The sequence below is a fragment of the Variovorax sp. P4_B11 genome (assembly GCF_056402355.1).
Window position 1 is genome coordinate 146,683 of sequence record NZ_JBFUHO010000002.1, and the last position, 18,276, is coordinate 164,958.

Annotated in this window: 17 protein-coding genes; 4 read left to right on the forward strand and 13 right to left on the reverse strand. The window is 70.1% G+C overall.

From position 1 onward, the window contains the following. Positions 1-242: 242 nt before the first annotated feature. A complete protein-coding gene (locus tag AC1DYD_RS02870) occupies positions 243-1,025 on the forward strand; it encodes an enoyl-CoA hydratase/isomerase family protein (protein WP_478171233.1) in 783 nt (260 codons plus the stop codon). Positions 1,026-1,066: 41 nt separating this feature from the next. Continuing rightward, positions 1,067-2,269, forward strand: a complete 1,203-nt coding sequence (locus AC1DYD_RS02875; protein ID WP_478171234.1) for an acyl-CoA dehydrogenase family protein — start codon at positions 1,067-1,069, stop codon at positions 2,267-2,269. On the opposite strand, the gene ubiM is transcribed toward AC1DYD_RS02875, so the two are convergent. The 6 genes from ubiM to AC1DYD_RS02905 form a co-directional block, all read right to left on the reverse strand. After that, a complete protein-coding gene (ubiM, locus tag AC1DYD_RS02880; RefSeq protein WP_478171235.1) occupies positions 2,244-3,470 on the reverse strand; it encodes a 5-demethoxyubiquinol-8 5-hydroxylase UbiM in 1,227 nt (408 codons plus the stop codon). The two genes, AC1DYD_RS02875 and ubiM, sit on opposite strands and share 26 nt — an antisense overlap. Next, on the reverse strand, positions 3,454-4,344 hold the full coding sequence (locus AC1DYD_RS02885) for an acyltransferase (RefSeq protein ID WP_478171236.1): 891 nt from the start codon (positions 4,342-4,344) through the stop codon (positions 3,454-3,456). The genes ubiM and AC1DYD_RS02885 overlap by 17 nt, the downstream gene beginning before the upstream one ends. Then, the gene (locus tag AC1DYD_RS02890) at positions 4,341-6,740 is read right to left on the reverse strand and encodes an adenosylcobalamin-dependent ribonucleoside-diphosphate reductase (protein ID WP_478171237.1); all 2,400 of its coding nucleotides are present in this window, start codon (positions 6,738-6,740) and stop codon (positions 4,341-4,343) included. The genes AC1DYD_RS02885 and AC1DYD_RS02890 overlap by 4 nt, the downstream gene beginning before the upstream one ends. Then, the gene (locus AC1DYD_RS02895; RefSeq protein WP_478171238.1) at positions 6,737-7,978 is read right to left on the reverse strand and encodes an NAD(P)H-dependent flavin oxidoreductase; all 1,242 of its coding nucleotides are present in this window, start codon (positions 7,976-7,978) and stop codon (positions 6,737-6,739) included. Before AC1DYD_RS02895 ends, AC1DYD_RS02890 begins: the two co-directional genes overlap by 4 nt. A gap of 87 nt (positions 7,979-8,065) precedes the next feature. Continuing rightward, positions 8,066-8,509, reverse strand: coding sequence for a universal stress protein (locus AC1DYD_RS02900; protein WP_478171239.1), 444 nt, complete (start codon positions 8,507-8,509; stop codon positions 8,066-8,068). Between the two features lie 66 nt (positions 8,510-8,575). Beyond that, positions 8,576-9,196, reverse strand: a complete 621-nt coding sequence (locus AC1DYD_RS02905; protein ID WP_478171240.1) for a hemerythrin domain-containing protein — start codon at positions 9,194-9,196, stop codon at positions 8,576-8,578. 199 nt (positions 9,197-9,395) lie between these two features. Between AC1DYD_RS02905 and AC1DYD_RS02910 the strand changes: the two genes are divergently transcribed. Further along, positions 9,396-12,074 (forward strand): bifunctional acetate--CoA ligase family protein/GNAT family N-acetyltransferase, encoded by a 2,679-nt coding sequence (locus tag AC1DYD_RS02910; RefSeq protein ID WP_478171241.1) that lies wholly within the window; start codon positions 9,396-9,398, stop codon positions 12,072-12,074. Between the two features lie 22 nt (positions 12,075-12,096). On the opposite strand, the gene AC1DYD_RS02915 is transcribed toward AC1DYD_RS02910, so the two are convergent. Next, complete coding sequence (locus AC1DYD_RS02915; protein WP_478171242.1) at positions 12,097-12,810, reverse strand: sulfite exporter TauE/SafE family protein; 714 nt, start codon at positions 12,808-12,810, stop codon at positions 12,097-12,099. A gap of 151 nt (positions 12,811-12,961) precedes the next feature. Beyond that, the gene (hemN, locus tag AC1DYD_RS02920) at positions 12,962-14,377 is read right to left on the reverse strand and encodes an oxygen-independent coproporphyrinogen III oxidase (protein ID WP_478171243.1); all 1,416 of its coding nucleotides are present in this window, start codon (positions 14,375-14,377) and stop codon (positions 12,962-12,964) included. A 124-nt stretch (positions 14,378-14,501) separates the two neighbouring features. Here hemN and fnr point away from each other — a divergent pair, with 124 nt between their 5' ends. Next, the gene (fnr, locus tag AC1DYD_RS02925) at positions 14,502-15,218 is read left to right on the forward strand and encodes a fumarate/nitrate reduction transcriptional regulator Fnr (protein ID WP_478171244.1); all 717 of its coding nucleotides are present in this window, start codon (positions 14,502-14,504) and stop codon (positions 15,216-15,218) included. Here the strand turns inward: fnr and AC1DYD_RS02930 are convergent. The 5 genes from AC1DYD_RS02930 to AC1DYD_RS02950 are packed head-to-tail and all read right to left on the reverse strand — an operon-like array spanning position 15,199 to position 18,276. Then, the gene (locus AC1DYD_RS02930; RefSeq protein WP_478171245.1) at positions 15,199-15,444 is read right to left on the reverse strand and encodes a hypothetical protein; all 246 of its coding nucleotides are present in this window, start codon (positions 15,442-15,444) and stop codon (positions 15,199-15,201) included. The genes fnr and AC1DYD_RS02930 overlap by 20 nt on opposite strands. 4 nt (positions 15,445-15,448) lie before the next feature. Next, positions 15,449-15,727, reverse strand: coding sequence for a FixH family protein (locus tag AC1DYD_RS02935; protein WP_478171435.1), 279 nt, complete (start codon positions 15,725-15,727; stop codon positions 15,449-15,451). A 23-nt stretch (positions 15,728-15,750) separates the two neighbouring features. Further along, the gene (gene ccoG / locus AC1DYD_RS02940) at positions 15,751-17,181 is read right to left on the reverse strand and encodes a cytochrome c oxidase accessory protein CcoG (RefSeq protein ID WP_478171246.1); all 1,431 of its coding nucleotides are present in this window, start codon (positions 17,179-17,181) and stop codon (positions 15,751-15,753) included. Between the two features lie 34 nt (positions 17,182-17,215). Beyond that, positions 17,216-18,133 carry a cytochrome-c oxidase, cbb3-type subunit III gene (ccoP, locus tag AC1DYD_RS02945; protein ID WP_478171247.1) on the reverse strand — a complete coding sequence of 306 codons (918 nt, stop codon included), beginning with the start codon at positions 18,131-18,133 and terminating at the stop codon, positions 17,216-17,218. Further along, positions 18,130-18,276: a cbb3-type cytochrome oxidase subunit 3 gene (locus AC1DYD_RS02950; protein ID WP_478171248.1), complete on the reverse strand. Its 147-nt coding sequence runs from the start codon at positions 18,274-18,276 to the stop codon at positions 18,130-18,132. The genes ccoP and AC1DYD_RS02950 overlap by 4 nt, the downstream gene beginning before the upstream one ends.

The window sequence follows — 18,276 nt, forward strand, 5'->3', positions numbered from 1 at the left end:
TCTGGTTGTGGGGCGGATATTGCGGCGTCGATTTCCCCCTGTCAACAGTTTTCTGACCCTTACTCAATTTGTTGTTCTTCGAATTCCTCCGCCGGAACATCTCCCGCTTCTCTTTGCTGTCTTAGGGTTAAACCTAGCATTTCATCTCTTCTCAAACGAAGCCAACCGGTGTCTCATTGGCACCGCATCAACGGACTTTATTGAGTCTAGGTCAACTCGATGCGGCACACCCCCGGAGACCCATGGACACGCATGACCCCGTCTGCATCGACTTCCACGACGAAGTCGCGACGATCGCGCTGAACCGCGCCGATGCGCTCAATGCGCTGGACTATCCAGCCGCCGAGGCGCTGCATCGCGCGATCGAGAAGGTGGCTGCCGCGCCGGGCGTGCGGGCGCTGGTGCTGCGTGGCGAAGGCCGGTCGTTCTGCGGTGGCGGCGACGTGGCCGCGATGCATGCGCACCGGTCCGAGCTGCCTGCGTTCATCGCCCGCATGATCGACAGCTTCCACGCCAGCGTGATGGCATTGAATCGCCTCGCGGTCCCGGTGATCGCCAGCGTCCATGGCGCGGTGGCCGGCGGCGGCATCTCGCTGGCGCTGGCCTGCGACATGGTGCTGGCGGCGCGCGGCACTCGCTTCGTCACGGCCTACGCGCAGCTCGGCGCGCCCGCCGATGGCGGCCTGAGCTTCCGCCTGACGCAGCGCCTGGGCGCCGCGCGCGCCTTCGATCTGCTCACGCTGCGCAGCACGATGGATGCGGAAGAAGCGCTGGCGCTCGGGCTGATCAGCCGCATCGTCGACGCCGAGCGTGCCGACGCCCAGGCGCAGCGCTACGCGCGCGAGCTCGCGGCCCTGCCGGCGCAATCGGTGCGCGAGCTGAAGGAACTGACCGCCGTCCAGTCGCGTGAAGGCCTGCAGGCGCAGCTGGCGCGCGAGAAGGCCGCCTTCCTGCGCTGCGCCGCCAGCGCCGATTTCGCCGCCCGTGTCGCCGCATTCGCCGAGCGTGGCGGCCACGGCGCCTGAACCGCCTTCCGTCTTTTTTTCCTTCCATCCCCCGGAGACCCATGAACACCACCGCTTCCGCTCCAGGCGCCGCCCAGCGCTTCTCGGGCCTGTCCGACGACGAGCAGCAGATCCTCGACCAGGCCGATCGCTTCGCGCGCAACGAGCTCTACCCCCTGTCCAGCCGCATGGACAACGAGGAGTGGTGGCCGCCCGAGGCCTTTGCGCAGATCGGCGCCACGGGCTACTTCGGCATTCCGGTGCCCGAGGCCTATGGCGGCGCCGGCCTCGATCTCTTCGCCAGCGGGCTGGTGGTGCAGGCGTTCTCGCGCTGGAACCACGCGCTTGCGCTCAGCTGGGTGGCGCACGAGAACCTGTGCCTCTACAACATCTACCGCAACGCCGACGAGGCGCAACGCAAGGCCTACCTGCCGGGCCTGTGCAGCGGCAAGACCATCGGCGCACTGGGCCTGACCGAGCCCGGCGCGGGCTCCGATGCGCTGGGCTCGATGCGGACCACGGCCACGCGCGACGGCGACGACTACCTGCTCAACGGCAGCAAGATCTTCATCACCAACGGCGCGGTGGCCGATGTGGTGCTGGTCTACGCCAAGACCAACAAGGAGCGCGGCGCCAAGGGCATCTCGGCCTTCATCGTCGACACCCGCAGCGCCGGCTTCAAGGTCGCCCAGAAGCTCACCAAGATGGGTTTTCGCGGCAGCCAGACGGCCGAGCTGGTGTTCGAGAATTGCCGCGTGCCGGCGCGCAACCGGGTCGGCGAGGAGGACCGCGGCGTGCAGGTGGTGATGAGCGGGCTCGACCTGGAGCGCGCGATGATCGCGCCGATCTGCCTGGGCATCTGCGAGCGCGCGCTCGAACTGGCGCTGGACTATGCGCGCACCCGGCAGCAGTTCGGCCAGCCGATCTCGAACTTCCAGATGATCCGGGCCAAGCTGGCCGACATGTACGTGTGGATCGAATCGATGCGCGTCTTCACCTACCAGGCGCTGCGCGCGGCCAACGATCTGGAGATCGGCGGCGGCGGGCGCGGCGACATCCACATGATCACCGCCGCCTCCGTGATGTTCGCCTCGGAGACCATGAACAAGGTGCTCAACGAGGCGGTGCAGATCCACGGCGGCACGGGCTACATCTGGGAATCCGAAGTCAACCGGCTCTATCGCGCCATCAAGCTGCTCGAAATCGGCGCCGGCACCACGGAGGTCCGCAAGATCATCATCAGCGACGAACTGCTGCGCCGTTGAGCGTCGGCAGCCGGAGCCCGCCACGTCCGGTGAGCCGTGCCGTGATCGCGGCCTTCAGCGGCGGCAGGTGCTGCGCGCCGCGCAGGATCAGCTGGCGCGCCAGCCGCTGCGGCGCGCCGTCGTTCGCATAGAGCTTCGCCACGGCGTTGGTGCCGTGGTACATCACGGCGGCATCGCGACGGTGCTTGCGGCCGTAGCCGGCCAGCACGCCGGCGTCGCCGATGTCCAGCCCGGCCGCGCGCGCATCGCACAGCGCGTGGGCCAGCGTTGCGACGCTCTGCAACCCGAGGTTGTAGCCATGCGCCGTGACCGGATGCATGCCGACCGCGGCGTCGCCGATCAGCGCGCTGCGCGTGGCGCTGAATCGGCGCGCGAAGGCCGTGACCAGCGGATAGGGAAAGCGATCGCCGAGCAGGCTCATGGCGCCCAGCCGGCCACCGAACTGCGCCTCGACAAGCGCCGCGAATTCGCCGCCGGGCAAGTCCATCAGCCGCGCCGCGGCCGCAGTGTCGGTGGTCAGCACCGCGGAGCAGATGTCGCCGGCCAGCGGCAGGATGGCCAGCGTGCGCTCGTAGCCGAAGCACTCATGGGCCACGTCGCGGTGCGGCAGCGTGTGGCGCATCCGGCAGACGATCATGGTGCGGCCGAGGTCCTGCATGTCGGCAGCGATGCCGAGCTGGCGGCGGGCCCACGAGAAGCGGCTGTCGGCAGCGATGAGGAGGCGCCCGTGCAATGACTCCGGCAGCGCCTCCTCAGCGCGCTCGACCTCCAGCTCGACCTGCGCGGCCGAGGTGGTGACGCGCAGCAGCCGCGACCGGGTGCGCACATTCAGCCCGGGCCGTTCGGTCGCGGCCTCGAAGCTGATGCGTCGCAACGCATGGTTGGGGACGATCCAGCCGAGCGGGTCGCGGGCCTTGAAATGCAGGGCGGCGTCATGCCCGCCGCCATCGGTCACCCGGGCCTCGCGGATGCGCCCGATCTCCTCGGGCCGCAGCCGCTGCCAGAGGCCCAGCGCGCGCAAGGTCTCGACGCTGGAATGCGTCAGCGCGATCTCGCGGCCGTCCTCCGCGGGTGCGGCCAGCGCGTCGCGCGACTGCTGGTCGAGCACGGTCGCAGCGAAGCCGGCATCGGCCAGCGCGATGGCCATGGCCAGGCCGGTCGGGCCCGCGCCGACGATCAGGACTTCAGGGTCCAGCGACATGCATCTGCTCCTTCAACAATGCGGCGATGAGCCGATCCTTCTGCGCCCACTGCCCTTCGGTCCATTCGCGCAGGCGCTGCCGATGCGCCTTGTCGCGCAGGGCATCGGCTTCGAGCAGCGCCGGCGGAATCTCGCGCCGCCGCACGTCGACGGTCACCGCCTCCAGCCGGCCGGACAGCAGCGTCCAGAAATCGGGCGGCCCCTGGGGGTAGACGATGGTGACGTCGAGCATCGATTCGAACTGCTCGCCCATGGTCTCCAGTGCCACGCCGAGCCCGCCAATCTTGGGCTCGAGCAGGTGCCGGTAGCGGCTGTTCTGCCCGTCATGCTTGGCCGCGGTGAAACGCGTGCCCTCGACGAAGTTGATGACCGCGGTCGGGATGCGCTTGAACTTCTCGCAGGCCTTGCGCGTCGCAGCCAGGTCGCCGCGCCGCGCGCCGCGGCCCCGGCCGCGCTTCATGAACGGGAAATCGAGCGCCCACCAGGCCAGGCCGATCACCGGCACCCAGATGAGCTCGCGCTTCAGGAAGAACTTCAGGAACGGAATGCGGCCGTGAAACACCCGCTGCAGCACCAGGATGTCGACCCAGCTCTGGTGGTTGCTCGACACCAGGTACCAGCCGCGCGGGTTCAACCCATCGAGGCCGCGGACCTGCCAGGGCGTCCGGCCGGCGGCCGCGATCCAGGCGTTGTTGACAGCGACCCAGCCGGCCGCCACCGCGTTCAGCAGCCGGTCGCAGCCGGAGCGCGCGCGCTCGACCGGCACCAGCAGCTTGACCAGCGCCGGCAGCACCATGAGCGAGAAAGCCAGCAGCGTGTTCAGGCCGAGCAGCAGGCCGTTGGCGGCGCCGCGCACGGCGGGCGGCAGACTCATCCGCAGCTTCCGAGATGCCCGCACTGGGTGCAGAAGTCGCAGCCGTCCTTGCGGATCATCGCGTGGGCGCCGCACTCGGGGCACTTGTTTCCGGTTGCCAAGGGCATCGCACCGGTGACGACCGATGGCGTGGCATCGTCCTGCGCGGAGCCCTCCGCCCCGCTGCGCCGGACGATCAACTGCTGCACCGCATAGGCGATCGCGGCCACCTCGGAGTCGTGCCACAGCGGCACCCGGCTGCCGTCGGCCTTGCGGTGGCTGCCCAGGCGCACCGGCCCGCGGTCCCAGGCGACCTTGCGCATGTCGGCCAGCGCGCGTTCGAGGAAGCCGCCGCGCGCGGCCAGCGACAGCAGCCGCATGCTGGCGGTGATCCATTGCTGCGACTCGCCGCTCTGGCCCACCGGCATGAAGAACTCCACGGCGCGCTCGCGGCCATCGGCCACCGGCAGGAAGGAGACCACGAGGTAGAGCGTCTGGCGGCCCTGGTGCGTCCAGTACTCGATCTTCTCGGCGACGGCGTCGAGCGCGCCGGTCGGCCGGCTCTCGATCATCGCGCGCATCGGATCGGCGGCGGCACCGTTCGGCGCGCCGGCAGCCTCCGGCGCCGGCACGACCTCCAGCACGGCGCCGAGGATCGCGTTCGGCCGGTAGGTGGCCAGGCCCTTCAGGCCGGCGCTCCAGGCCTGCAGGTACAGCCCCTTGAAATCCGCGTAGGGAAACTCGGCCGGCACGTTGACCGTCTTCGAGATCGCGGTATCGACATAGGGCTGCACCGATTCCATCATCGCCAGGTGCGCCTCGGCCGGCATCGACAGGGCCGAGACGAAGTAGTCCGGCAGGCGATCGGTGTCGCCGCCGAGGAAGCGGTAGAGGCGCCAGGCATGGTCCTCGACCTCGTAGACCGAGGTGCTGCCGTCGGCCTCGCGCTTCTTGCGCTGGTAGGTCCACGAGAACGCCGGCTCGATGCCGTTGGAGGCGTTGTCGGCGAAGGCCAGGCTCACGGTGCCGGTCGGCGCGATCGACACCAGGTGGCTGTTGCGGATGCCGTGGGCGCGGATCTGCGCCTGCAGCGCCGGTGCCAGCCGGCTGGCGAAGGTGCCGGGCGCCAGGTAGCGCTCGGCGTCGAAGACCGGGAAGGCGCCCTTCTCGCGCGCCAGCGCCACCGAAGCCGCATAGGCCGCGTCGCGCAGCGTGCGCGCGATGCGCACCGCCATCTCGCGGCCGTCGGCCTGGTCGTAGCGCAGGCACAGCATGGCCAGCGCATCGCCGAGCCCCGTGAAGCCGACGCCGATGCGCCGCTTGGCCATGGCTTCGACCCGCTGCTGCGGCAGCGGCCAGAAGCTCAGTTCGAGCACGTTGTCCAGCGCGCGCACCTGCAGCGCGACGGCGGCGCCGAAGCCGTCGAAGTCGAACTGCGCCGCGCCGCCGATGCCGAACGGATGGCGCACGAAGCGCGGCAGGATGACCGGGCCGAGGTCGCAGCAGCCGTAGGGCGGCAGCGGCTGTTCGCCGCAGGGGTTGGTGGCGACGATGCGTTCGCAATAGCCCAGGTTGTTGTCGTTGTTGATGGTGTCGGTGAACAGGATCCCGGGCTCGGCGAATTCGTAGGCCGATCGCATCACGGTGTCCCAGAGTTCGCGCGCCGGCAGGCGGCGGTAGACCCAGGCCTCGCCCTGCTGCACCGCGCCCTGGGCGATCAACGCCGGGCCTGGACGGGCGCTGTGCACCAGTGCCCAGTCCTCATCGGCCGCGAGCGCACGCATGAAGGCGTCGCTGACCGCCACCGAGACGTTGAAGTTGTTCCAGCGCCCCGGCGTGCGCTTGGCGGTGATGAACTCGAGCACGTCGGGGTGGTCGATGCGCAGCACGCCCATCTGGGCGCCGCGGCGCGCGCCCGCGCTCTCGACGGTCGAGCATGAACGGTCGAAGACGTCGATGTAGCTGCATGGGCCCGAGGCCAGCGAGGCCGTGGCCCGCACCTCGGCGCCGCGCGGCCGGATGCGCGAGAAGTCGTAGCCGACCCCGCCGCCGCGGCGCATGGTCTCGGCCGCTTCGCGCAGGGCTTCGTAGATGCCGGGCTGGCCGCCCGCGTCGTTGCCCTGGATGCAGTCGCCCACCGGCTGGACGAAGCAGTTGATCAGCGTGGCGTCGAGCCCGGTACCGGCCGCGCTCATGATGCGGCCGGCACCGATCGCCCCGGCCCGCAGGTTGCCGAGGAAGCGCGCCTGCCACGCCGCGCGCTCGCCTTCGGCCTCGACCGAGGCCAGCGCCGCCGCGACGCGCACGAACAGGTCATCGGCGTTCTGCTCGGCGCCCTTCAGGTACTTCTGCGCCAGCACGTCGCGACTGATGGCCTGCACCGGCGGCTGGCCGGTCACTGCGTCGTCGCGCTTCATGCGGCGGCGCCGCCGGCATCAGGCTGCGGGCGCAACCCGCCCAGCAGCCACTGCATCAGGTCCAGCACCGGCCGGATCTCCTTGCCGAAGGGCAGCCGGCCGGCACCGCGGAAGAACAGCCCCTGCCCGGTGCGGCCCGCGAGCGCATGGCCCAGCATCTTGTCGATGCAGAACTTGCCCCAGCCCGGCGTGCCGTCGCGCAGGCCGCAGTGCGCCAGGCAGTCGAAGCGCATGGTGCATTCGGTCTCGCGGTGGGTCTTGGCCATCAGCCGCGGCTCGAGCCGCAGGTACTTGGCCAGCCAGGGCGTGCGCACGGCGCGCGCAGGCAGGCCCGCCACGCTGGTGAACTCGACCAGGTCCTCGGGCCCGGCGTCGGCGAGCACGCGCTTGAACGCCGGGTCGGCGTCGCATTCGGCGGTGACCGCGAAGGCGGTGCCGAGCTGCACCGCCGAGGCGCCGAGCGACTGCAGTCGGCGGATGTCGTCCAGGCTCTCGACGCCGCCGGCGGCGATGAGCGGGATGCGGCCCTCGATGCCCGCAGTCCTGAAGAAGGCCTGCACCTGCGGCAGCACGACGTCGAATTCGAAGCGCGGGTCGTTCAGGTCGCCGACCTTGGCGGCGCCGAGATGGCCGCCCGCCAGACGCGGATGCTCGATCACGATGGCATCGGGCAGGCGCCCCTTCTTCTCCCACTTGCGCACGATCAGCTGCACGCCGCGCGCGTCCGACAGGATCGGGATCAATGCGACGCGCGGATACTCGCGCGCCAGTTCCGGCAGGTCCAGCGGCAGGCCGGCGCCGACCACCAGCGCATCGGCCCCGCAGGCCATCGCGTGCCGCACCTGCGCCTCGTAGGCGCTCAGGGCCTTCATGACGTTGACGGCCACCAGGCCCCGGCCGCCGGCCAGCTGCCGGGCCTTGGCGATCTCCCGGCCCAGGGCCTCGAGGTTGGCGGCGTCGATGCGCGCCCCGGCATCGGGCGCGTCCTCGAGGTGCGAGGTCTGCGCCCACAGGTCGGGATGCAGGCGCCGGAGGTCGACCGAGGACACCGTGCCGATGCCGCCCAGGCCGGCCACCGTGCCGGCCAGGCGGCCCGCCGAGACGCCGACGCCCATGCCGCCCTGCACCACCGGCAGCAACTCGCGGCCGGCCAGCGTCCAGCTTCGAAGGCCCGATGCCGAGGCGAGCGCCTCGAGGCTGCGGGCAGCGACCGCCACTTCGTTGGTTTCGTCCGTCATCGAGGCCGCCGCCGGGCCGCTCCCAAGGCGGCCTGCGCCCCCTCGGGGGGCAGCGAGTACACGAAGTGACGCAGCATGGGGGCCCATCTAGCGAAGCACCAGCACCGGCAGGGTGGAATGGGTCAGCACATGCTGGGTCTCGCTGCCGATCAGCAGGCGCCCGAGGCCCTTGCGGCCATGCGACGCCATCACGATGAGGTCGCTGGCGTGCTTTTCGGCGGCGGCGATGATCGATTCGGCGACCTGGTTCGAATGGGCCACCAGCGGATGGCAGGACACGCCGCTGGCGCTCGCCCGCTCGCCGATCGCGGCCACCATGGCCTGGGCCTTCTCGAGCCGCAGCTTGTCGATGTGCTCGCTGTCGGTCGTCTGCTGGAGCGACGTGCCTTCCATGTAGCTGTGGGGCGGCCGGCGGGCCACGGTGAACGCGACCAGTTCGGCGCCGTGCTGCCGCGCCAGTTCGATGGCGCTCTCGACAGCCTTGTCGGACAGGGAGGAACCGTCGGTCGCGACCAGGATTTTCTTGAACATGATGGAAGTCTCCAAATGGAAGGCCTCCAGTCTCGGCCAGGCCAGGGCCGGGCGAATTGACAGGGATCAAGCTTGCATCGCTTGCCGGCTCGGCTTGCCGGGGGCCAGCGCGGGGCCCAGGCCGATCGGCGTCGGCACGGCATTGACGATGCGGGTGAAGAGCGCGCGGTACTCGTCCTCCGGCTCGTTGCCGGCGAACGGATCGCGGTGGGCGCCGAAGACGGCGTCGAGGTCGCGCCAGTCTTCCTCGGTCAGCACGCGTTCGGCCAGCGGCAGGATCTCCTTCTCCTCCAGCGCCATGTGGGCCAGGTAGAAGTCGGTGTAGCGGGCGACCTCACGCTCGAAGGGCTCGCGGTGGGCCTCGCCGAGCATCTCGTAGACCAGCAAGGCATGCTCGACCTCGCGGATGTTGCGCTCGCCGCGCGCGTGGTCCTGGTCCAGGTGGTCCAGCAGGTCGCGCGACAAGGGCGTGCGGGCACGCAGCTTGGGGAACAGCAGCTCGGTCTCGTGGCGGTGATGCCGCTGCTCCGGGAACTGGTCGACGTAGAACAGCATCGCCCGCAAGGCGGAGAAGTCGGGCGCGCTCTGCTGTCTTCGATGGGCATCGAGCAGCAGCAGGATGGACCGCAGCATGGCCGAGAGGGCCGCGTGCTCGTCCCGGATGATGCGGGTGGTGGCGTGTGTCATGTTTGTCTCCGTTGGATGAAGCAGCTTTTCACGCCGCCGGCCTCGCCACCTTGCCGCAGATCAAGAAACGCTGCATTCGACGCGCCAACCGGCGTCACCGGCGTCGTCTTGACCGAGGTCAACGCGGCGGCTCGCGCGCGTGCAGCCGCCGCGAAAGCCGGCGCATGATGCGTGCCTGCTGTTCCTGCCGAGGCCATCCATGAGCATCCGCCACCTCGACCGACTGTTGTCGCCGCGATCCGTCGCCGTCTTCGGCGCCTCGAACCGACCCGGCGCGATCGGCGCCACGGTCTGGCGCAACCTGCGCGCCGGCGGCTTCGCGGGCCCGGCCTACCCGGTCAATCCGAAGCATGCGCGGCTCGGCGACGAGCCGGTGTTCGCGCATGCGGCCGACCTGCCCGCGCCGCCGGACCTGGCCCTGATCTGCACGCCGGCGCGGACGGTGGCGCGCCTGGTGGCCGAACTCGGGGCCCTCGGCACCCGGGCCGCGGTGATCCTCAGCACGGGATTGAGCGCCGCAGAGAAGCAAGCCGCGCTCGACGCCGCGCGCCCGCACCTCATGCGCCTGCTCGGACCGGGCAGCATCGGCCTGCTGAGTCCGCGCCTCGGCCTCAATGCCAGCCTCTCCCCGGTCGACGCCTTGCCGGGCGAACTGGCATTTGTCTCGCAGTCCGGCGCGCTGGCGAGCGCCATGCTGGACTGGGCCAGGAGCCGGGGGGTCGGCCTGTCGCACCTGGTGGCGCTGGGCGAGCACTGCGACGTCGACGTCGGCGACCTGCTCGACCGGCTCGCGAGCGACGGCCGCACGCGCGCCATCCTGCTCTACATCGAATCGATCGAATCGCCGCGCAAGTTCATGTCGGCCGCGCGTGCCGCCGCGCGCAACAAGCCGGTGATCGTCGTCAAGGCCGGCCGCGCGGGCCAGGGCCTGCGCGCCGCCGCGTCGCACACCGGCGCCCTGGCCGGTTCGGACATCGTCCACGACGCGGCCATCCGCCGCGCCGGCATGCTGCGCGTGGACACGCTGCAGGAGCTGTTCATGGCGGCCGCGACGCTGGCGCGCTTCCGCGGCAACCAGAGCGAGTCGCTGACCATCCTGGGCAACGGCGGCGGCGCCGGCGTGATGGCGGCGGATGCAGCGGCCCGTGCCGGCATCCGGCTGGCCGAACCCGGCGCCGCGCTGCTGGAACAGCTCGGCGCGATCCTGCCGCCGAACGCGTCCTGCGCCAATCCGATCGACATCCTCGGCGACGCCCCGGCGGAACGCTACGCAGCCGCCCTGTCGGCCCTGCTGGCGGAGCCGTCGACCGGCGCGCTGCTGCTCGTCCACGCCCCGACCGCGGCGCTGCACGGCGAGGACGTCGCGCGCGCCTGCGCGCCGCTGCTGCGCAGCGGCAACCCGCGCCTGATGGGCTGCTGGCTCGGCGATGCCGAGATGGACCCGGCGCGCCGGCTGTTCGATGCCGCCGGCGTTCCCGACTACCCGACGCCCGAGGACGCCGTCCGGGCCTTCGGGATGCTGCAGACCTACCGCCGCAACCAGGCGCTCCTGATGGAAGCGCCCAGCGCGAGCGAGAACCCGGCGCCCGACGTGCCGGCGGCACGGCGGCTGCTGGAAGCCGCGGCCGCCGACGGCCGCGAATGGCTCGGCGAGCATGAGGCCAAGGCGGTGCTGCAGGCCTACGGCGTGCCGGTGGTGCGCACCCAGATCGTCCCGGCGTCGGGCGAGGGCCTGCTGGAGGCGGCCCGCGAGCTCGGCTATCCGGTGGTGCTCAAGATCGTCTCGCGCGACGTCGCGCACAAGACGGACGTCGGCGGCGTCCGGCTGGACCTGCGCGATGCGGCGGCGCTCGAACGCGCCGCGATCGAGATGCGGCAGGCGGTCGAAAGCGCGCAGCCCGGTGCCCGCATCGACGGCTTCACGGTGCAGCCCATGGTGCACCGGCCGCATGCGCAGGAAGTGATCGTCGGCGCCAGCATCGACGAGGTCTTCGGCCCCGTGGTGCTCTGCGGCGGCGGCGGCATCGCCGTGGAGGTGACGGCCGACGTCGCCGTCGCCCTGCCGCCGCTCAACCGCAGCCTGGCGCGCGAGCTGCTCTCGCGCACCCGGGTGTCGCGGCTGCTGGCCGGCTACCGCGACCACCCGCCGGCCGACCTCGACGCGCTGCACGATGTCCTGATCGCGGTGTCGCAGATGCTGGCCGACCTGCCGCAGCTGGCCGAGCTCGACATCAATCCGCTGTGGGTCGACGAGCACGGCGCGCTGGCGCTCGATGCGCGGCTGCGGGTGGCGGCCGCGCCGGTCGCCGGTGCCGCCCGCTTTGCGATCCGGCCCTATCCGACGCAATGGGTCCGGACGATCGCATGGAACGGCCGCACCCTCGTCCTCCGCCCGATCCGGCCCGAGGACGAGGCGCAGCACCTGCGCTTCCTGGCGAAGCTCGATCCGGAGGACATCCGCATGCGGCTGTTCCAGGCCCGCAGCGAGTTGCCGCGCAGCGAACTCGCCCGCCTGACCCAGATCGACTACGACCGCGAGATGGCCTTCATCGCCGAATCCATCGGCGACGACGGCCTGCCGGAAACGCTGGGCGTGGCCCGCACCATCTGCGACCCCGACAACGTGGAGGCCGAATTCGCGCTGGTCGTGCGCTCGGACCTCAAGGGCGGCGGGCTCGGCAGGCTGCTGTTCGAGCAGCTGATCGCCCATGCGCGCAGCCGCGGCACCCGGCGCCTGGCCGGGCTGATCCTGCGCGAGAACACCCGGATGCTGAAGCTGTCGCGTGCCCTGGGCTTCGTGCGCGCGCCCAGCGAGGAAGAATCGTCCGACGTGTTCCACGTGGTCATGAATCTGGACGAGCCCGCGCCCGGCGCCTGAGGCGCCGCGAAGAAGGCGAAGCTCAGCGGCACCAGATCTCGATCTGCTGCGCGAGATCCATCCGGAGCGCCTGCAGGGCCACCGCGGCGAGCAACACGCCCGCCAGACGCGTGCCCCACTGCTGCGACATCCGGCCGCCCCCCGAACGCAGACGCTCGAACAGCCACGGCGCCAGCAGCAGCGACACGGCACTGCCAGCCGCGAACGACGCCATGACGGCCGCGCCCTCGAGCACGCCGTTGCTCAGGGCCGCCAGCATCAGCGCCGAGTACAGGAGGCCGCAGGGCATCGCGACCCACAATGCACCGGCCGCCAGCACGCCGAAGGGGCTGCGGGTCATGGGCCGCAGCCGTGCCGCGGCCCATCGTCCGAAACGATGCGCCCACGCCGGTTGCCGGCCCGAGGCGGCGAGCAGAAGGCCCCAGGCGAAGACGAAAACATGCAGCAGCATCCAGGCCGGGCGCAGCGCGCTCAGCTGCCCGCCCGCCAGCGCCAGGCCCTGCACCATGGCGGCAGCCGCTGCCCCGGCAGCCGCATAGCCCGCCACGCGCCCGGCGTGAAACAGCATCCCCGCCGGCAGCGAACGGGCCGAGGGCGCCAGCACGGCGGCGCCGCCGCCGACCGGCGCCCGCACCAGGCGGACCACGCCCGCGCAGGCGGCACCGCACATCGCGACGCAGTGCGGGCCGCCCACCAGCCCCATCACCAGCGCGGAGGCCAGCAGCGCCGCCTGCATGGCTCAGTTGTCCATGGCGCTGCGCGCCACCCACAACGCATGAAACCGGCGCAGCCCAATGCCAGGGATACCGCGGAACCGGCTTTGCCGGGCCGCTGGTATCGCCCCCTCGAGGGGGGCGCCGCAGGCGCTATCGGGGGTGGGCTTCACTTCAGACGATGCGCGAGAAGCGCGTCCGGTTGCGGTCGGCCTGCAGGTAGCGGTCGAACACCATGGCGATCGCGCGCACGAAGAACCAGCCGAGCGGCGTGACCTCGATGTGGCGGTCGCTCAGCAGCACCAGCCCCTGCGCCTCGAGCGGCTCGAGCGCTTCGAGTTCGGCGGCGAAGCACTGCGCAAAATCGACCAGGTGCGCCGCACCGATGGTTTCGAAGTCGACCCGCCCCTGGCACATGATCGCCATGATCACGGACCGCCGCAGCACGTCGTCGCGCGTCAGTGCCAGGCCGCGCACCACCGGCAGCCGCCCCTGGTCGAGCAGGTCGTAGTACTCCTCGAGCGTCTTGGCGTTCTGGCTGTAGGTGGCGCCGATGCGGCCGATCGCCGACACGCCGAGGGCCACCAGGTCGCAATCCGGCTGCGTGCTGTAGCCCTGGAAGTTGCGGTGCAGCCGACCCTGACGCTTGGCCACGGCCAGGGCGTCGCCGGGCAGCGCGAAATGGTCCATGCCGATGTAGACATAGCCGGCCGCGGTGAGCGCGGCGATCGAGCGCGACAGCATCTCGACCTTGGTCGCCGCGTCGGGCAGGGTCTCGGTGGCGATGCGGCGCTGCGCCTTGAAGCGCTCGGGCAGGTGGGCGTAGGCGTAGAGCGCGATGCGATCGGGCCGCAGCGCGCAGACCTGCGCCAGCGTGCGGTCGAAGGACGCGGCGCTCTGGCGCGGCAACCCGTAGATCAGGTCGACGTTGACCGAATCGAATTCCAGCCCGCGGGCGGTGGCCATCAGGTCGAAGACCTGTTCGGCGGGCTGGATCCGGTGCACCGCCTTCTGCACGTCGGGGTCGAAGTCCTGGACGCCGAAGCTGAGCCGGTTGAAGCCCAGCGCGGCCAGCGTCACGAGGCGCTCGCGGTCGACGGTGCGCGGATCGATCTCGATCGAATGCTCGCCGTCGGGCGACAGCGTGAAGGCATCGCGGAGCATGGCCATGAGCTGGCGCAGGGAGGCGTCGTCGAGAAAGGTGGGCGTGCCGCCGCCGAGGTGGAGCTGGCGAACGACTGCACCGCGGCCGAGCTTCTCGACCTGCAGCGAGATCTCGCGGGCCAGGTAGTCCAGGTACTCGCGGCCCTTGCTCTTGTGCTTGGTCACGATCTTGTTGCAAGCGCAGTAGTAGCAGAGCGATTCGCAGAACGGGATGTGCACGTACAGCGACAGCGCCCGGGCGCTGGCGCCGGCCCCGCCGCGCTGCTCGAGCGTCTGCGCATAGTCCTCGGCCGTGAAGGCGTCGACGAAGCGGTCCGCTGTCGGATAGGAGGTGTAGCGCGGCCCTGCCACGTCGAATTCCTGCAGCACGGCCGGCGTGGGCACCGGAACGGACGGTGTGAGAACGGGAGCGGAGGCAATGAGCATCGCGGACGGCGGCAAGGGCTTTGGTGTGTCACTATGCCGCTGTCGCGACCCGCTAATCTTGACCTGGGTCAAGCATCCGGCCCAGCCCCCATCGGAGAATCCCCGCATGACCTCGACTGCATCAATGAAACCAGAAAATATCAAGGTCGCCTGTTCCAACTGCAACCTGCGCGAACTCTGCATGCCAGTGGGCCTGGCGCCCGGTGAGCTGCAGCGCATCGACGATATCGTCGCCACGCGACGCAAGGTCAAGCGGCGCGAGACCCTGTTCCGCAACGGCGAACCCTTCACTTCGCTCTATGCGATCCGCACCGGCGTCTTCAAGACTCGGGTCACCAGCGAGGATGGGCGCGACCAGGTCACGGGTTTCCAGATGGCCGGCGAGATCATCGGGCTGGACGGCATCGTCAACGACCAGCACACCTGCGACGCCGTGGCGCTGGAGGATTCCGAGGTCTGCGTGATGCCCTTCGACCGCATCGAGGAGCTGTCGCGCGAGGTCACGGCGCTGCAGCGCCACGTGCACCAGATCATGAGCCGCGAGATCGTGCGCGAGCACGGCGTGATGCTGCTGCTCGGCAGCATGCGGGCCGAGGAGCGGCTGGCGGCCTTCCTGCTGAACCTGGTGCAGCGGCTGCATGCGCGCGGCTTCTCGCGCTCCGAGCTGGTGCTGCGCATGACCCGCGAGGAGATCGGCAGCTATCTCGGGCTCAAGCTCGAGACCGTGAGCCGGACGCTGTCGAAATTCGCGGCCGACGGCATCGTCGAGGTCGAGCAGCGCAACGTGCGCATCCTCGACCCCGAAGCACTCCGGCACATCGTCAATCCGCCAGGTTGTTGATCTCCCGCGCCGGACGGGTCAGCATCAGCGTCAGCGCGCCCGACCCCACGGCCAGCAGCCAGAAGGCGAAGAAGCCGACCGTGTAGACGGCCTGCCGCGAGGCCCCGAGCGTCTCGCCGCGCCAGTGCAGGTCGCCCGGGTCGACCAGCGCGAACACCAGCACCTCGAGCGCGCAAGCCAGCAGGAAGGCCGGCCAGAGAATCCACATCCAGCGCTGCGCTCGCATGGCCTCAGCGCCTCGGGCCCGGCACGTCGGCGCCCGGCGTCACCGCGTGGTTGCGACCGGCCACCGCCGGCATCAGCTTCTTGTCGGGCAGCGTGCGGTTGATTTCCACGCCCTTGCGGTAGTAGTCCTCGTCGACCACCGGATCGGGCGTGCGCAGGGCCAGCCACAGCGTGGCGAAACTCGCGATCACCACCACGCCCGGCCCGCCGATCACCATCCACACCAGCGGAAAGCGGTACCAGGGCGGACAGGGGCGGAGCGCGTCGTTCTCGTCGGTCATCATCGTCTCCTTGGAAGCCAGGGGATTCATCGCGGGACCAGGAACACGGCCTTCTCGGACACGCTGCCCAGGCCGCCTTCCGCACGGACATCGAAGTGCACCTTGTGCGAACCGGCCGGTGCCGCGCCATAGGGCAGCTGCAGCCGGACCGCCACCCAGCGCGACTGCGCCGGCGCGACCTCGACCACGGGTTCCGAGGACACGTGCAGCCCTTCGAGGCCGCTCGCCTCGATGCGATAGCGCTGCACCTGCTCGGTGGCATTCATGATCTGCAGACGATAGACATTCTCGAGCTGGCCGCCCTCGACGATGCGCGCCAGCGACGCGCGATCGCGCACCACGTCGACCTTGAGCGGCGTGCGCGTCACCAGGCTGGCAAGCAGGCCGATGCTCAAGGCGGCCAGGATCGTGGTGTAGATCAGCACCCGCGGCCGCAGCACGCGGCGCAGCACCTGCTGCGGCGTCCAGCGTCCGGCCATGCCGTTCTGGGTGGCATAGCGGATCAGGTCGCGCGGGGTCTCCATCTTGTCCATGACGATGTTGCAGGCGTCCACGCAGAGGCCGCAGCCGATGCATTCGTACTGCAGGCCCTGGCGGATATCGATCCCCGTGGGACAGACCTGCACGCACAGCTTGCAGTCGATGCAGTGGCCGAGCGCCGGCGCCGTGGCTGCCCGCGCCTTGGACGGCACGCCGCGCGGCTCTCCGCGCGCGGTGTCATAGCTGACGATCAGCGTGTCGCGGTCGAACATCGCGCTCTGGAAGCGCGCGTAGGGGCACATGTACTTGCACACCTGCTCGCGCATGAAGCCGGCGTTGCCGTAGGTCGCGAAGCCGTAGAACAGCACCCAGAAGATTTCCCAGGAGCCCATGCGGGTCTGCAGGAACTCCATGGCCAGCTCGCGGATCGGCGTGAAGTAGCCGACGAAGGTGAAGCCGGTCCAGAGCCCGATCGAGATCCAGACCACATGCTTGAACCACTTCTTGACCAGCTTCTCGGTCGAGAAGTCGCCGCTGTCGAGTCGCATCCGCGCGATCCGGCTGCCTTCGATCTTCTCCTCGACCCACATGAAGATCTCGGTGTAGACGGTCTGCGGACAGGCATAGCCGCACCACAGGCGGCCCGCCACCGCGGTGAACAGGAACAGCGACAGGGCCGAGATCACCAGCAGCCCGGTCAGGTAGATCAGGTCCTGGGGATAGAGCACCAGCCCGAACAGGAAGAAGCGCCGAGCGCCGAGGTCGAACAGCACGGCCTGGCGCTGGCCCCACTCCAGCCACGGCAGTCCGTAGAACACCAGCTGCGTCGCGAACACCAGCGCCCAACGCCAGCGAGCGAAATAGCCGCTGACGCTGCGCGGATAGATCTTCTTGTGGGCCGCGTAGAGTCCGACGCTCTCCTCGGCCACCGCGATCGGGATCACGGTGCGCGGCTTCTGTGGTGTCGGTTCGGTCATGGAAGCGCTCATCGGGGAACTCAGTCCATCGGCTTCATTGCGTCGCAGCGGCCGGCTTGTTCGACAGGCCCCAGACGTAGGCGGTCAGCACATGGATCTGCGCCTCGGTCAGGCGGCCCTGCTGCGCCGGCATCTGATTGGTCTTGCCGCCATTGATCATCGCGATGATCGCCTCCTGCCCGTAGCCGTGCAGCCAGATCTTGTCGGCCAGGTTCGGCGCACCCAGCGCGGGGTTGCCGACGCCGCCGATGCCGTGGCAGGCTGCGCAGGCCGTGAACTTGCTCTTGCCGAGTCCGGCGCGCACCGAGTCGTGCGGGCTGCCCGACAGGCTCAGCACGTAGTTGGCGAGGTTCTTCACGTCCTCGGTCGATCCGACCGCTTCGGCCATCGGCGGCATCACGCCGATGCGGCCGAGCGCGATGGTCTCGTGGATCTTCTCGGGCGTGCCGCCGTGCAGCCAGTCGCCATCGGTCAGGTTCGGAAAGCCCTTGCTGCCGCGCGCATCCGAGCCGTGGCACTGCGCGCAGTTGTTGAGGAACAGGCGCTCGCCGATCGCCAAGGCACCGGGATCGGTCGCCAGGCGCTCGACCGGCTGGGCCGAGTAGGCGGCGTAGACCGGTGCCAAATCGGCATTGGCCTTCTCGACCTCCTTCGCGTATTCGCCCTGGGTGCTCCAGGCCAGCGTGCCGCGGTAGCTGCCCAGGCCCGGGAACACCACCAGGTAGCCGATGCCGAACACGATGGTCAGCACGAACAGTCCCATCCACCAGCGCGGCAGCGGGTTGTTCATCTCGCGCAGGTCCTCGTCCCAGACGTGGCCGGTGGTGTTGTCGGTGCTGGCCGGGCCGCGGAAGCGCGCGGTCCACCACAGCAGCAATGCGCAGGCCAGGATGCCGCCGAGTGCGATGGCGGTCACGAAGTGCGACCAGAAGCCGCTGGTGAAGTCACTCATGAGGGGTCCTCTTCGAAGGGGAGTCGAGCGGCCTCTTCGAAGGCCTTCGCGTTGCGGCGCGAATAGGCCCAGACCAGGATGCCGATGAAAGTGGCGAACGACGCCAGCGTGGCGGCGATCCGCAGGGTGGTGATGGTGTCCAT